This window comes from Paraburkholderia lacunae (assembly GCF_003353175.1).
Classification (GTDB): domain Bacteria; phylum Pseudomonadota; class Gammaproteobacteria; order Burkholderiales; family Burkholderiaceae; genus Paraburkholderia; species Paraburkholderia lacunae.
In genome coordinates this window covers 186,149-199,155 of the sequence record NZ_QHKS01000008.1, presented here as the reverse complement: position 1 = coordinate 199,155, position 13,007 = coordinate 186,149, and the positions used below count along the sequence as shown (strand labels likewise).

Below are 13,007 nucleotides of genomic sequence, written 5' to 3'. Positions count from 1 at the left end.
GTCACAACAGCGACGGTGCCGCCCTAACGGCGCGTACCTGCACGATCCAGTCCACGAACGACGGCGGCGAGCCGCGCCACCCATGCATCGGCTTCGTCCGGTTTGATGCCCGCGTAACCGAGCATAAAACCGTTATAGCGCGCGGCGTTCTGTGCGCACGGCTGACAGAACGCGCTGAGCGCCGCGATATGCAAGCCGTGCTCGCGCGCGGCCGCGCTTACGTCCTGATCGTGCAGCGGCGCATCGAGCCGCACCGTCAAATGCATGCCGCCGCTGTCGGAGGAGATCGTCACCAGATCGCCCATGTGCCGCTCGATGGCATCCACCAACGCGGCGCGGCGTTGCTGATAAAGCCGCCGCATGCGCCGCAGATGCCGCGCATATTTCCCGCTATCGATGAAGTCCGCCAACGCGATCTGTTCGGCCACGCGCCCCTGCCGCGCGATCTCGCTGAGCGCCTCGTCCACGTCCGCGACCAGATTCGCCGGCACGATCATGAAGCCCATACGCAGCGCCGGAAACATCGTCTTGCTGAAGGTGCCGAGGTAGATCACCGGTGTATCCGCCGCGAGCCCCTGGATCGACGGCAAGGGCGGACCGCTGTGGCGCAGTTCGCTGTCATAGTCGTCTTCGATGATCCACGCGCCGCGCGCCACCGCGTGCTCGATGATCGACCAGCGTCGCTCCAGGCTCAACACGCTGCCGAGCGGATATTGATGCGACGGCGTGATGTACATCAGACGCGGCGGCGTCTGCTGCCAATGATCCGGCGTGGGCGCGATGCCGGCGGCGTCGACGGGTATCGGCACCAGTCGCAAACCGGCGGCCTGGAACGCCGCCTTCGCGCCGTGATAACCGGGATCTTCGACCCACACGCTATCGCCGGGATCGGCCAGCATGCATGCGCACAGATCGAGACTCGCCTGGGTACCCGCTGTGATGAACACCTGTTCGGGCGAACACCGCACGCCGCGCGACACGCGCACATATTCGGCGATCGAGCGGCGTAACGCGGGATGCCCGGAATTGTTGCCATAGCCGAGTTCGCTCGGCTCGACCGAGCGCCACGCGCGTTCCATCGAAGCGCGCCATTGCGCGAGCGGAAATTCATCGAGTGCGGGTACGCCGGGACGGAATGGTGTGGGGTCGTCCGGGTTGCTGCGCTCACGCGGCAGGCCGGCGACGCGCTGGGACAGACGGTTCGCCGGTGCTTTCGCGCCTGCGCGGGCCGTGGTTATCGACGCGCCCGCGCCGCTCACCATGCTGACGATAGAACCATGCCGGCTCGTGGTGATGAAGCCTTCTTCGGTCAGCCGTTCGTACGCGTACAGCACCGAATTTCGCGCGATGCCGAGTTGCTCGGCGAGCGCACGCGTCGGTACGAGCTGGCTGCCGTGGCGGATGTCGCCATCGAGAATCGCGCGGCGCAGGCTCTCGTACAGCAAGTCCTGCTGCGTCAGCTTGCGGCCACCCAGTGCCCGCTCGACGTTCGACATCAACAGACCATAATCCAAGTTCGTGGCTCCAAATTCTGAACGCGTCGTGGAGCTAACAATGGTGCCACAAATTTCTTATGCTGACGGCTATCGGGTTGCCAACAACCGCATGCAGCCAGACAAGGAGCCGCAGTCATGTCCGAATCGATTCAAATCCGCCCCGTCACGCCCGCCGACTTCGACGCGTGGCTGCCGCTATGGGATGCCTACAACGCGTTCTATGGCCGCTCTGGCGAAACTGCATTGCCGCGCGAAATCACGCAGATTACGTGGGGACGTTTCTTCGACGGCTACGAGCCGATGCATGCGATGGTCGCCGAGCGCGGCGGCAAGTTGCTCGGCATCGTGCACTTCCTGTATCACCGTCACACGACGATGGCCGGCCCGACCTGCTATCTGCAAGACCTGTACACGCTGGAATCGGAGCGCGGCAAAGGCATCGGCCGTGCGCTGATCGAGGCGGTGTACGCGCGCGCGAAGGCCGACGGCTCGCAGCGCGTTTACTGGCAGACGCATGAAACGAATCTGACGGCAATGCGGCTCTACGATAGCGTCGCGGAACGCTCGGGCTTCGTGGTATATCGCAAGGCGCTGTAACGTCGCGGCAAACCGTCAAGCCTCGAGTTGTTCCAGCACTTTGCGCTTGGTTTCGATGCCGAGGAAGTGCACCGTGATCGCCGCCAGCAACGGCACCGCCGCAAGGATATAGAACGCGACTTCCAGATTGCCGCCGATCATCGTCTTCGACACGTTAGCCGGTGCGAAGATCGCCGCCACTTTGAGCCACGCGCCGCCGACACCGCAACCCATCGCCCGGATACTCGTCGGATACAGCTCCGGCGTGTACATATAGGCATTCTCATGCCGTGGTGCCGTGCGTAGGTGTGGTTAGGCAAGCGCCGTGTTGGCGTCGGTCAGGGTGGCAAGGTCGACGGTCCGGCCCTGGTTCATCCACTTGCGCGACAGTTTCAGTTCGCGCGGCGTGTTGATGGCGATCACGCCGCGAATCGCGTTGTCTTCCAGATAGAAAAGCGTGGCGCGTTTGCCCGGCAGATTGCCGCGTACGGCGAGTTGCGCATCGCCCGGAATATCGCCGAGGATTTGCAGATTGACGTCGTATTGATCGGACCAGAACCACGGAATATCCGCATACGGTTCGAAGGTGCCGAGCAAGGCTTTCGCCGTGGAGATCGCCTGGTTCTGCGCGTTGGCCCACGATTCGAGACGCACGCGGCGCTTGAGCCACGCGCTCGGATGATTCGCGACGTCGCCGCACGCGAAAATGCGCGGGTCGTCGGTCGCGCCGAAGTGATCGACCACGATGCCGTCCTGCACCTCGATGCCGGCGGCTTCCGCCAATGCGGTGTGCGGCGTGAGGCCGATACCGGCGACGGCGAAATCGGCGTCGAGCGTCGAGCCGTCCGCGAAGGTTGCGCGAATGCGCTCAGCGTCGTGCGGATGATCGGCAAGCGCTACCAGCGATGCGTGCAAGCGCACGTCCACGCCGTTCGCGCGATGCAACTCGAGCAGGAAGTTCGACACCATCGGCGGCAACGAACGAGCACATAGACGCGACGCGCCTTCCACCACCGTCGCCTGCACGCCGAGCTTGCGCGCGGTCGCCGCGACTTCGAGGCCGATCCAGCCACCGCCTACGACGAGCACGCGCTTGCTGGCGCGCAGCCGCTCGCCGAGCGCGACGGCTTCGTCGAGCGTGCGCAGGTAAGCGATGTGCGAGGTCTTCACCAGCGCATCCGGCAGACGGCGCGCCGCGCCGCCGGTGGCGATCACCAGACGGTCGTATTGCACGTCGCGGCCCGACTGCGTGCGCACGATGCGTTGCTCGCGGTCGATCGACGTCGCGTAATCCGGTTGCCATGCTTCGACGTTCAGCGCCTCGAAATCGTCCGGCGTAACGAGCCGCACGGTTTCGATATCCGCTTCACCGGTCAGCACCGTCTTCGATAAGGGCGGGCGCTCGTACGGCAGATGAATCTCGTCGGCGATCATCACGAGGCGGCCCACGAAGCCTTCCTTGCGCAATGTCTTCACGACCCAGCCGGCCGCCTGGCCGCCGCCGATCACGACGATCGTGCGCGGTGCTTCGAGCCCGGCGTGGGCGGCTTGCGCCTTTGCAGCAGCAGCGTCAGTCATTTTTACGCTCCGTCATGAACTTGCCTTCCGGCGCCTTCGCGTTCTTCTGGCGACACGTATTGCCGTCGATGCCGCCCTCGATCGCCCAATTAGCTGAAGCAGACCGGAACGACCGACATGACTCACTTCGATACCAGCCTCGTGCCTACCGGCGATATTTTCATCGGCGGCGAATGGCGGCAAGGGCGTGCTTGCGTCCCGCTCCTGTCTGCTCTTCTTTTGCCATCTTGGCTGCCGTTTCTGCTGTTCATCGTGTCTAGATCAGCATGATAGCGCGAAGCATGGGGCGGTTATTTATCCGGCGAACAGTGCGTGCACCACCCGCGCACCACGTTGGACAGCACGTAAGCTTGACGCGTCATAAGCGGTTGCTGCCGATGCAGTTTGTCCACCGCCACCGTTTCACCCGGTGCTATCCTTTGATGCGGTTCGTAGCGCCTCGTCACATCGCCGCGCTTTCGCTCGTCGCACGCGTCCGGAGGGCACGCTCATGTCCGATTCCATCCAGATTCAGGTCGCCGACTCGCATCTTTATCCGGGCTGTGCGGTTCACATCGCCCACCTGCCCGAGCCGGCCCTGGCGGCCGCCGCGATAGTCGAATTCGCGGACGGCTCCGGCGCCAACGCAACCTGCCATCGGCGGGCACCCGACGAACTGGAATTGACCGTCGACGGCTACGCCACGCAAAGGCGTCATCCCGTCGACGCAAAGCATTGGCTCCTGCTAGCCGTTGACGCGACGCACAACAGTTGGCGCGTCAAGCGGCGACTGCCTTAAGCAGACCGGTCCAAACCTCGAGCCGAAGTTGCACGCACGCCGCCGCGCGCAGCGCTCGGATGTCCGTCCCGCATATTTCGGAACACGCCGATGACCGACCACGACTCCACCCTGCCGCCCAATCCCGACGACGCCCCTGACGATCCCGATCGCCGCCGCGTCCTGACCGGCCTCGCGGCGGTCGGCATAGGACTCGCTCTCGCCGGCTGCCACACTGCCGGGCAGAGCACCGCGAACGGCATGGCGCCGCGCAGTGCCGCCGACTTGCGACTCGACGCCGCGCTGCGCGACCAGGTGCGTCATATCGTTGTCATCTACGCCGAGAATCGCAGTTTCGCCAACCTGTACGGCAATTTTCCCGGCGTCCAGTCTCCACTCGATGCAGTGACCGCTGAGCGTTACTTGCAACTTGACCGCGACGGCAAGACGCCGCTGCCGCAATTGCCGAAAATCTGGGGCGGCCTTGTACCGCGGGCGCAGGAAGTGGACGGCAAGCGCTACATGATTGGCGAGCGCGATATCGGCGCCCTGCAGAACCGGCCGTTCCACATGACCGACGCGCAGGGCGCGCCGCTGCCGAACGGCGTCATTACACGCGATCTGGTGCATCGCTTCTATCAGAACCAGATGCAGATCAACGCGGGGCGCAACGATCAGTTCGCCGCATGGAGCGATTCCGGCGGCCTGGTGATGGGCCACTACCGCAATTCCGCCGACACGCTGCGTCTGTGGAATCTCGCGCGACAGTACACGCTCTGCGACAACTTTTTCATGGCGGCCTTCGGCGGCTCGTGGCTCAACCACATCTTTCTGATTTCGGCTCAGGCTCCGTTCTATCCCGACGTGCATAACAGTCCGGCCAGGAAGCTGGTGTCGGTACTCGAAGGCGACGATCCCGCCGGCACGCGCCTCAAGCTCGCGGCGGATTCGCCGGCGTCCGCGCTCGACGGCCCGCCGAAATTCGTCAACGACGGCTTGTTCACTGCCGACGGCTACGCCGTCAACACGATGGCGCCGCCCTATCAGCCGAGCAACGTGCGCCCGGCGCAAGGCGGCGATCCCGAGCTCGCCGATCCATCGAATCCGCGTGTCCTGCCGCCGCAAAAATTCGCGACGATCGGCGACCGTTTGACGGACAAGGGTATCGATTGGGCGTGGTACAGCGGTGCCTGGCGATACGCACTCGAGCATCAGGACACCGGCGCCGTGCCGGATTTCCAGTATCACCACCAGCCGTTCAACTACTTCGCCAATTACGCGCCGGGCACCGCGGCGCGCCGCAAATATCTGCGCGATGCGGGCTTGGGCAACAACGTATCGACCAATCGTCTGCTCGCCGATATCGATGCGGGACGCCTGCCGGCCGTCACGTTCTACAAACCGCAAGGCGACCTGAACATGCACGCGGGTTACGCGGACGTCGAATCAGGCGACCGGCATATTGCGAACGTCGTCGAGCATATTCAGCGCAGTGCTCAATGGGCCAACACGGTCGTGATCGTCACCGTCGATGAAAACGGCGGCTGGTGGGACCCGGTCGCGCCGCCCAAGGGCGACCGCTGGGGGCCGGGTTCGCGGATTCCCGCGCTGGTGATTTCGCCGTTGGCGAAGACGGCATACGTCGATCACACGGTGTATGACACTAACTCGATTTTGCGGTTTATCAGCCGCGTGCATGGACTGGCGCCGCTCGATGGGATCATCGCGCGAGATCGTGCATTTACCGAGAACGGCCAGGCTGCGCCTGGCGATCTGACTAGTGCGCTTAATCTCGTCTGAGATCGCGGCGAGTTTTTTCGTGCCGGATCGGCCGTCCTACCTTTGGCTTGCATAACGCGCATCGCGGCATAGACTTGTAGAGCACCACTTCGCATTTTGTACGGAACTGTCATGCGTCTGACCATCCTGATCAACGGTTCCGATCCCACCGTCAACCACGATTACGCTGTGTTGTGGCTCGATACCGAAGAGCACCGGTGGTCGAGAGAAGCGCATCAAGGGATCGATCTGCCCCCGTGGGGCGAGTTACACGACGACAACGGCGTCACCACGCTCTGTGCGCCGAGCACGGACGCGCCGCTGTGCACGCTGCGCGGATTGCACGTCGACCGCAAGCAGCAAGTCAGTGCAGCACAAGGCGCGGCTGCGTGGACTGCCGTACCGGCACGCAAGCCGACCAGCGGCTTCTGGCGCCTGCAAGCCGTCGACCGGCAAACGATCCACGCGGAAAACAGCGTGTTCGGAAATTGACTTCTGGAGCGGTTCTCGTCGCTCGACAATCTGTTCGACTCGACACGCACCTCGTGTGCGTGGCGAACTTTTGCGCCGATTTTTTGCGTCGATTGACAGGCAGCTCATTCGCGCTGCGCGCCTCCCCCGCGTTTAAGCCATTCTTAAGTTTGCGTGCGTAGATTTGGAAATCCACGCATTAGGGTCGCTGCAAGGCGGCCCCTTTTTTTGTCCGGCGTGAGTCCGGTCTTCTCCTGCGCTTCGCGCAAATCCTCGTTTTTTTCCTGTTTATTCGCGTGTTCCACGTCGCTCGAAGCGGGCTCGCAACGCTATACTTGCGCCCCCTCCCTCGACTGACTGACTCATGAAGAAGTGGTTTGCCTGTCTATTGTTTGCCGTCGCCGCTCACGTGAGCGCGGCGCCCTCCTGCACCCAGTTCACACCGAATGCGCAATGGCCGGTGCTGACCAATCAGAAGATGGCGCCGAAAACGCGCATGCTTTGCTACACCGATTTCGCCGTTCTGCATTCCGGGGTCACGCATGGTCCGCTATGGTCCGCCGAGCACCTGACGCGCGCTCACATCGAAGCCGCCAAAGACATGGTGCGCACCAACAAGTTCTTCGAAGACGCGCGCTTGCCCGACGGCGAAGGCGCAACGCTGGCGGACTATAAACGCAGCGGTTTCGATCGCGGTCATATGAGCCCGGCAGGCAATCGCTGGAATCAGGAAGCGATGGCACAATCGTTTTCGCTCGCCAACGTCGTACCGCAGAACCGCGAGAATAACCAGCGCTTGTGGGCGCGCATCGAAACGTCGGTGCGCAGGATCGCGATGTCGTACGACGATACCTACGTCGTGACCGGGCCGATGTTCAGCGGCCGGCAATTGCAGACCATCGGGCCGACACGCGTCTTCGTGCCGACGCAATTGTTCAAGGCCGTCTACGTGCCGTCGAAGCAACTCGCGTTCGCGGTGATGGTGGACAATGTCTCGACCAACCGTTACGACATCAAGACGATTCACGAACTCGAGGCGGCAAGCGGCATCCGTTTTCCGGGCATTCCGGAGAATCTCAAAGATCAGCGACCGGGAGGACTGAAAGGTGTTTAAACCCTATTCGAACGATGACGACGTGCTCAACATTCAAGGCGATGCGCTCACTGTGAGCAACGGCACGACGCGTGTGGTCGTGGCCGGGACGCTGGAGTTGACCCGGGATCAGCGCGGCCTGAAAGCTGCGCTAGCGCTGAAGGAGGCGGTCGATGCAGTCGTGGCTTCATTGCAGGCGCAACAGGATCTGCCAGTCAGGGTGAAGGACGAGCCGGATGCAAAACCGGGCGTCATTCAGAACCCGTTCCAGTAGCGCAATCAAGTCGCACTCACCCAGCGCCGATGCGCGAAGGCGATGCACCTGGTGCCGCCTTCGCCGCCACGCAGCAATCGCCTCGCATGATCCCTGTCTGAACGATCGCATCCTCGCATCGACTACCTAAGGCGCGAACCATCCTGTTTCAGTCCTTACGTTTTGTCACCAGCGCACCGTCAACTCCTGTCTTCCGCGCAACGTTAAACGGGCAGCGCTGAACATTTTCAGCCGCGATACAAGAAACCACCGGTTAAACCAAGGAGTTAAACCATGAAGACGCTTTTCGCCGCTGTCGCTTCCGCCCTGCTCGTCTCGACCGCGTTCGCACAAACGACCGCACCTTCGAGCGCACAGCCCGCACAACCCGCACAAATGCAACCCGCCGGTCAGGCGAATCTGAAAGCCACCACCGGTGCGCAAACCGGCACCGCCGACAGCGGCATGGCCGCGACGAAGTCCGACGTCAAGACCGACGCGAAGGCTGAAACGAAAACCGCGAAGAAGGCGCATGTGAAGAAGACGTCGGCCGCTCACACGGCAACGACGCACAAGTCCACCAAGAAGAACGCTGTCGAAGCAGGCGCCGACAAGAGCAAAACGGATGGTGCGAACGAGGCCAGCACTGCGCCGGCAAAAGCCGCCGGCGCGAAGACCGACACGACCAAAACGCAATAACACGTGTCAGGTCGTCGGCACGCAACGGCCATGCATAGGTAGTTAATTCAAGCTGGTAATCGAAGCCGCGCAGTGCCGTTCAGGGAGGGCGAGTCTCATGACTCGCCTTTTTTTTGTGGCCGCTCTTTTGCGCGGGCTTGCCATCAGTTCGCCAACCATGCCGAGTAGCCGCTGAACGCATCGCGAAGCCACTCGTCATTCGCGGCGCAAACTCGCGTCGAATCGTTGCATTCGCAGAACGACACGCTGTGCGTAACCTCGACCGCCGCCGCTGTAACGCAGCCATGCGGCCTCGAGATCGCCTCCACTCCGATCAAGGTAGTCGCGCAGAATCGCCGAGCCGATCCGCACATTAATGGCCGGATCGGACAGATCGCTTGTACCCGCAATCAATTGCGGATGCGCTGCGGGCAGAATCTGCATGAGGCCTCGCGCACCCGCAATGCTCACGGCAAAGCGATTAAAGCTCGATTCGACCGACATCACCGCAAGCAGCAGGATCGGCGAAATGGCGTGACGGTCCGCTTCCACCAGCACCGCACGCGCGATCCTTGCGGAGTCCGATGGCGCGACGCGGAATTGCGCGCGCAACACGGCTGTAATATCGCTCAGAGCCGGCACGTTCGATTCGACGACTGCGTTCGCTCCCGTGGCTGCGTTGGCTTCGACGACTGCGTTGGCGCCGACGCCTGCGTTGCTCGCCGACAGCGGCATCGCTGCCGGCGCCGGCGCATCGGCAGCATGAGAAATCGCGGCGTACGAGAAAGCGATCGTCGCCAGCAATATCTTCAAGCCGGTTAGCGGATGAAGTTTGATTTCGCGTTGTGCCTGCACACCATCCAGAGCGCTATTTCGCTGCATCGTTTCGCTTCCTGACCGGGTGCATCGAACCTTACCGGGCCTGGTGTAGCGAATAGCCAAAGAAACGGACGTGCGCCGTAAATTGCTTATAAAAATGCAGCTGCCGGGCAGGGACGCGCCGGGTGGATTCGCTACCTTGCGGCGGCGGTGTACGGGGCTGACCGCCGTCACTGGTTTATTCTGTGGCGTGAAGGCGCGGGAGACACGACGATAATCAACGGCATCAAACGCGGTGCTTTTCGTTTACACCCAATGGGGCCGCGCGGGTTGTCGGAGGGCTGTATAACAGTTGTCAATTCAGACCAGTTCAATGTGCTGGCGGATTATCTGCATAAGCATGGTGCCACCCTGCCTATTCCCGGCACTACGCTTAAGGCATATGGTTACGTGGACGTACAGTAATGAAAATCGCCCGTTATATTTCGAACATCACGGCGCTAACCCATCAACTGCCGAGAATCGAATGACGATGATCGAGGAGGAGAGACATCCATGAGAACGCTGACCGAGCAGCTAACACAATACGCGGCCTACCATCGTGACCGGCGCAATATCGCCACGCATTTCATCGGCATTCCGATGATCGTGCTGGCGTCGGCCGTCCTGCTGAGCAGGCCCGCGTTCACTTCGGGCGCGTTGCCGTTTTCGTTATCGCCCGCGTGGGTGTTGTTCATAGCGGCAACGCTCTATTACCTCGTGCTCGACGTGCCGCTCGGCGCGCTGATGGCAATCGTGTCGGTGTTGTGCATCGCGTGCGGTCAGTGGCTGGCCGCGCAATCGACGCTCACCTGGCTGGCCTCGGGCATCGGTCTATTCGTGGTCGGCTGGGTGTTTCAGTTTATTGGCCATGTCGCATACGAGCATCGCAAGCCGGCCTTTGTCGACGACGTGATCGGCCTTCTGGTCGGCCCGCTGTTCGTGCTCGCCGAAGCATTGTTCTGTTTCGGCTGGCGGCCTGCGCTGCGCGAAGCGATCGAGGCGCAAGTTGGCCCGACGCGCATCAACGCGGACCGTGCGACGGCGCATCGCTGAACGGAACACGCACGCGCGCCGGATGGCGCGCGCAACGCTCAGCGCGGCGCAAGCCGGACGAGCCGCACGCTGTGCAACGCGGTCAACGCAACCGCGATCCAGATCGGTATGTAGGTGGCCAACTGTTGTGCGCCCAGCGTTTCGCCGAGCAAGGTCACCGAGACCACCACCAGCAACACAGGCTCCACATAGCCGAGAATGCCGAATAACGCGACCGGCAATAAACGGCTCGCCTTCAGATACGAAGCCAGCGCGGCCGTGCTGAGCGCGCCAAGACCGGGCAGCAGCAGGCACCACATGTCGAGACGGCCGGAAATCATCGTCAGCGAGCCGCCGCTGATGACCGCCACGATCGCCACCGGCAGCAGCAGCGACATTTCCACGGTAAACATCGCCAGCGAATCCTGGTTGATTTTGCGGCGCAGCACGAAGTACGGCGGATAGCCCAGTGCGACGAGCAAGGTCGGCCATGAAAAAGCGCCTGTCACCCAAAGTTCATGCACGACACCCACTGCGGCGCAAGCGACAGCCAGCCACTGCAAGCCATCGAGCCGTTCGCGATAATAGAAGCGTCCAACCAGCACCATCACCAGCGGCAACAGAAAATAGCCGAGCGACACTTCGAGCATCCGGCCGTGCAGCGGCGCCCACAGAAAAACCCAGAGTTGCAGACCGAGCAGCGCCGCGGCGGCGATCATCGAGAGGCTGAGCGCCGGCTCGCGGACCATACGGGCAATCAGTTGCCGGAAGATCGGCAGACGTTGGCGCAGAACGATCAGCAATAATGCGCCCGGCACGGTCCACACGATGCGCCACGCGAAGATATCGAGGCCGCTCAGCGGCGCGAGAAGTTTTGCGTAGCCCGACAGCAAGGCAAACAGAGCAGATGCGCCGACCGACAACGCAATGCCGCGCTTTGGGTCGTACTGGTTCATCGGGCGGCCCGCTGCGAAATCGGAACGGTGTGCGGCGCAGCATGCAACGGCGCGGCCTGGATTGTTGTCATTAGATTGGATTGTCTCAAGCGTGCAGCAAGCAGTTCGGGCACTGCACAAGCACTACGGTAATTCGTCGATATTCGACGCAAGCGGGCATAGGCGGGCATTCTAGACGGGTTACCCGACGAGGGCGCACGTACTTTTGCGCAACGCGTTGCATTTATTCCGTGCGCATCGCGCGCCGATGCACTAGAACATAACTTCACGCGCAACCGGCGAATCTGACGTCGACACGCCAAACCTCGCCGCACAAGCGCGAATCTTGCTACGAGTCTTGCAGCATCAATCTGTTGGTCCGGGTACAGGCGCCATCACATCACGGCGAATCCGGTCCGCTCCTCTTTCAGCGGCGTGCATCAACTGCTTTTCGCCGCGCAGGCCGCCGTCCGGCCAGCATCCCCGACCATCGAATGTGACTACTGGAGCCAGCATGACCCAGCCAGCCCTCTCGCACAATGCATCACCCAACCCCAGCCCCGCCTTTGCCGCCGAGGTCCGCGCCGGGCTGACCCACGCGCCGCAGAAAGAGCTGCCGTCGAAATATCTGTATGACGAAGTCGGATCGGCGCTGTTCGAGGTGATCACCGTGCTGCCCGAATACGGTGTGACGCGCGCCGAAGAGCGTCTGTTGGCGAAGCACGCCGCGGACATCGTCGCGCACCTGCCGCACGACGTCACCGTCGCCGAACTCGGCAGTGGCAGCGGGCGAAAGACGCGGCGCATTCTGGAAGCGCTGTGTAAAAAACGCCCGACTTCATACTGTCCGATTGAAATTTCGCGCAGCGCGTTGCAGTTATGCAGACGTGAGCTCGGCGACATCGAACGGATTTCGATTGTCGGTTACGAGCGCGATTATCTGGCGGGCCTTGCCGAAGTCAGCAAGAACCGCGCGTCGGACGAACGCTTACTGGTCCTGTTTCTCGGCAGCACCATCGGCAATTTCGGACGGCTCGCGGCCACGCGTTTTCTGCGCGATATCCGCAACATGCTCGCACCCGGCGACGCGTTGCTGCTCGGCACCGATCTGATCAAGCCGACGCCGGTGCTGGTGGCCGCTTACGACGATGCGATCGGCGTGACTGCGTCGTTCAATCTGAATCTTCTGGCGCGGATCAATCGCGAACTCGGTGGCGACTTTCCGCTTGATGCGTTCGAGCACGTCGCACGATTCAATCCGGACGCGCGCAGCATCGAGATGCATCTGCGCGCGAAACGCGACGTCACGGTCCACGTGGGCGCGGCGCAATTGACGGTTACGCTGAAAGAAGGCGAAACGATCTGGACCGAGAGCAGCCACAAATATCGCGCCGAGGAAGTACCCGCGATTGCGGACGACGCCGGCTTTGTCTGCAGCCATCAATGGATCGAAGAGGAATGGGGCTTTGCGGAGAGCTTGCTGGTGACGCGTTGAGGT

The 13,007-nt window shown here is 62.2% G+C and carries 15 protein-coding genes and 2 pseudogenes; 11 read left to right on the top strand and 6 right to left on the bottom strand.

All coding sequences use genetic code 11. From position 1 onward, the window contains the following. Nucleotides 1-23 precede the first annotated feature (23 nt). Nucleotides 24-1,514, bottom strand: coding sequence for a MocR-like pyridoxine biosynthesis transcription factor PdxR (pdxR, locus tag DLM46_RS14405; protein WP_244306201.1), 1,491 nt, complete (start codon nucleotides 1,512-1,514; stop codon nucleotides 24-26). A 117-nt stretch (nucleotides 1,515-1,631) separates the two neighbouring features. Between pdxR and DLM46_RS14400 the strand changes: the two genes are divergently transcribed. Beyond that, nucleotides 1,632-2,093, top strand: coding sequence for a GNAT family N-acetyltransferase (locus tag DLM46_RS14400; RefSeq protein WP_115101420.1), 462 nt, complete (start codon nucleotides 1,632-1,634; stop codon nucleotides 2,091-2,093). A gap of 15 nt (nucleotides 2,094-2,108) precedes the next feature. On the opposite strand, the pseudogene DLM46_RS14395 reads toward DLM46_RS14400, so the two are convergent. From DLM46_RS14395 to DLM46_RS14385, 3 genes and pseudogenes are all read right to left on the bottom strand, one after another. Beyond that, nucleotides 2,109-2,351: pseudogene (locus DLM46_RS14395) on the bottom strand (MFS transporter); the annotation flags it as partial. A 33-nt stretch (nucleotides 2,352-2,384) separates the two neighbouring features. Continuing rightward, nucleotides 2,385-3,650, bottom strand: coding sequence for an NAD(P)/FAD-dependent oxidoreductase (locus DLM46_RS14390; protein WP_115101419.1), 1,266 nt, complete (start codon nucleotides 3,648-3,650; stop codon nucleotides 2,385-2,387). Further along, nucleotides 3,643-3,744 (bottom strand): annotated as a pseudogene (locus DLM46_RS14385) (VOC family protein); the annotation flags it as partial. The pseudogene DLM46_RS14385 and the gene DLM46_RS14390, both read right to left, overlap by 8 nt. Nucleotides 3,745-3,767: 23 nt before the next feature. Here DLM46_RS14385 and DLM46_RS39415 point away from each other — a divergent pair. The 7 genes from DLM46_RS39415 (at nucleotide 3,768) to DLM46_RS14355 (ending at nucleotide 8,702) form a co-directional block, all read left to right on the top strand. Continuing rightward, on the top strand, nucleotides 3,768-3,920 hold the full coding sequence (locus DLM46_RS39415; RefSeq protein WP_165847970.1) for a hypothetical protein: 153 nt from the start codon (nucleotides 3,768-3,770) through the stop codon (nucleotides 3,918-3,920). Nucleotides 3,921-4,140: 220 nt separating this feature from the next. Then, the gene (locus DLM46_RS14380; protein ID WP_115101418.1) at nucleotides 4,141-4,428 is read left to right on the top strand and encodes a hypothetical protein; all 288 of its coding nucleotides are present in this window, start codon (nucleotides 4,141-4,143) and stop codon (nucleotides 4,426-4,428) included. A gap of 90 nt (nucleotides 4,429-4,518) precedes the next feature. Beyond that, nucleotides 4,519-6,207, top strand: a complete 1,689-nt coding sequence (locus DLM46_RS14375; protein ID WP_115101417.1) for an acid phosphatase — start codon at nucleotides 4,519-4,521, stop codon at nucleotides 6,205-6,207. 111 nt (nucleotides 6,208-6,318) lie between these two features. Further along, nucleotides 6,319-6,678, top strand: coding sequence for a DUF3564 domain-containing protein (locus DLM46_RS14370; RefSeq protein ID WP_115101416.1), 360 nt, complete (start codon nucleotides 6,319-6,321; stop codon nucleotides 6,676-6,678). A 343-nt stretch (nucleotides 6,679-7,021) separates the two neighbouring features. After that, on the top strand, nucleotides 7,022-7,771 hold the full coding sequence (locus DLM46_RS14365; RefSeq protein ID WP_115101415.1) for a DNA/RNA non-specific endonuclease: 750 nt from the start codon (nucleotides 7,022-7,024) through the stop codon (nucleotides 7,769-7,771). Then, the gene (locus DLM46_RS14360; RefSeq protein ID WP_115101414.1) at nucleotides 7,764-8,024 is read left to right on the top strand and encodes a hypothetical protein; all 261 of its coding nucleotides are present in this window, start codon (nucleotides 7,764-7,766) and stop codon (nucleotides 8,022-8,024) included. The genes DLM46_RS14365 and DLM46_RS14360 overlap by 8 nt, the downstream gene beginning before the upstream one ends. A 273-nt stretch (nucleotides 8,025-8,297) precedes the next feature. Next, nucleotides 8,298-8,702 (top strand): hypothetical protein, encoded by a 405-nt coding sequence (locus tag DLM46_RS14355; RefSeq protein WP_115101413.1) that lies wholly within the window; start codon nucleotides 8,298-8,300, stop codon nucleotides 8,700-8,702. A gap of 195 nt (nucleotides 8,703-8,897) precedes the next feature. On the opposite strand, the gene DLM46_RS14350 is transcribed toward DLM46_RS14355, so the two are convergent. Beyond that, nucleotides 8,898-9,563, bottom strand: a complete 666-nt coding sequence (locus DLM46_RS14350) for a lytic transglycosylase domain-containing protein (protein WP_115101412.1) — start codon at nucleotides 9,561-9,563, stop codon at nucleotides 8,898-8,900. Between the two features lie 81 nt (nucleotides 9,564-9,644). Between DLM46_RS14350 and DLM46_RS14345 the strand changes: the two genes are divergently transcribed. Further along, a complete protein-coding gene (locus DLM46_RS14345) occupies nucleotides 9,645-9,965 on the top strand; it encodes a tlde1 domain-containing protein (protein ID WP_115101411.1) in 321 nt (106 codons plus the stop codon). Between the two features lie 90 nt (nucleotides 9,966-10,055). Further along, complete coding sequence (locus tag DLM46_RS14340; RefSeq protein WP_115101410.1) at nucleotides 10,056-10,595, top strand: Mpo1 family 2-hydroxy fatty acid dioxygenase; 540 nt, start codon at nucleotides 10,056-10,058, stop codon at nucleotides 10,593-10,595. A gap of 38 nt (nucleotides 10,596-10,633) precedes the next feature. Here DLM46_RS14340 and rarD read toward each other — a convergent pair whose 3' ends face one another. Beyond that, on the bottom strand, nucleotides 10,634-11,530 hold the full coding sequence (rarD, locus tag DLM46_RS14335; protein ID WP_115101409.1) for an EamA family transporter RarD: 897 nt from the start codon (nucleotides 11,528-11,530) through the stop codon (nucleotides 10,634-10,636). A gap of 493 nt (nucleotides 11,531-12,023) precedes the next feature. Between rarD and egtD the strand changes: the two genes are divergently transcribed. After that, nucleotides 12,024-13,004: an L-histidine N(alpha)-methyltransferase gene (gene egtD / locus DLM46_RS14330; protein ID WP_115101408.1), complete on the top strand. Its 981-nt coding sequence runs from the start codon at nucleotides 12,024-12,026 to the stop codon at nucleotides 13,002-13,004. The last annotated feature ends 3 nt before the right edge of the window (nucleotides 13,005-13,007 follow it).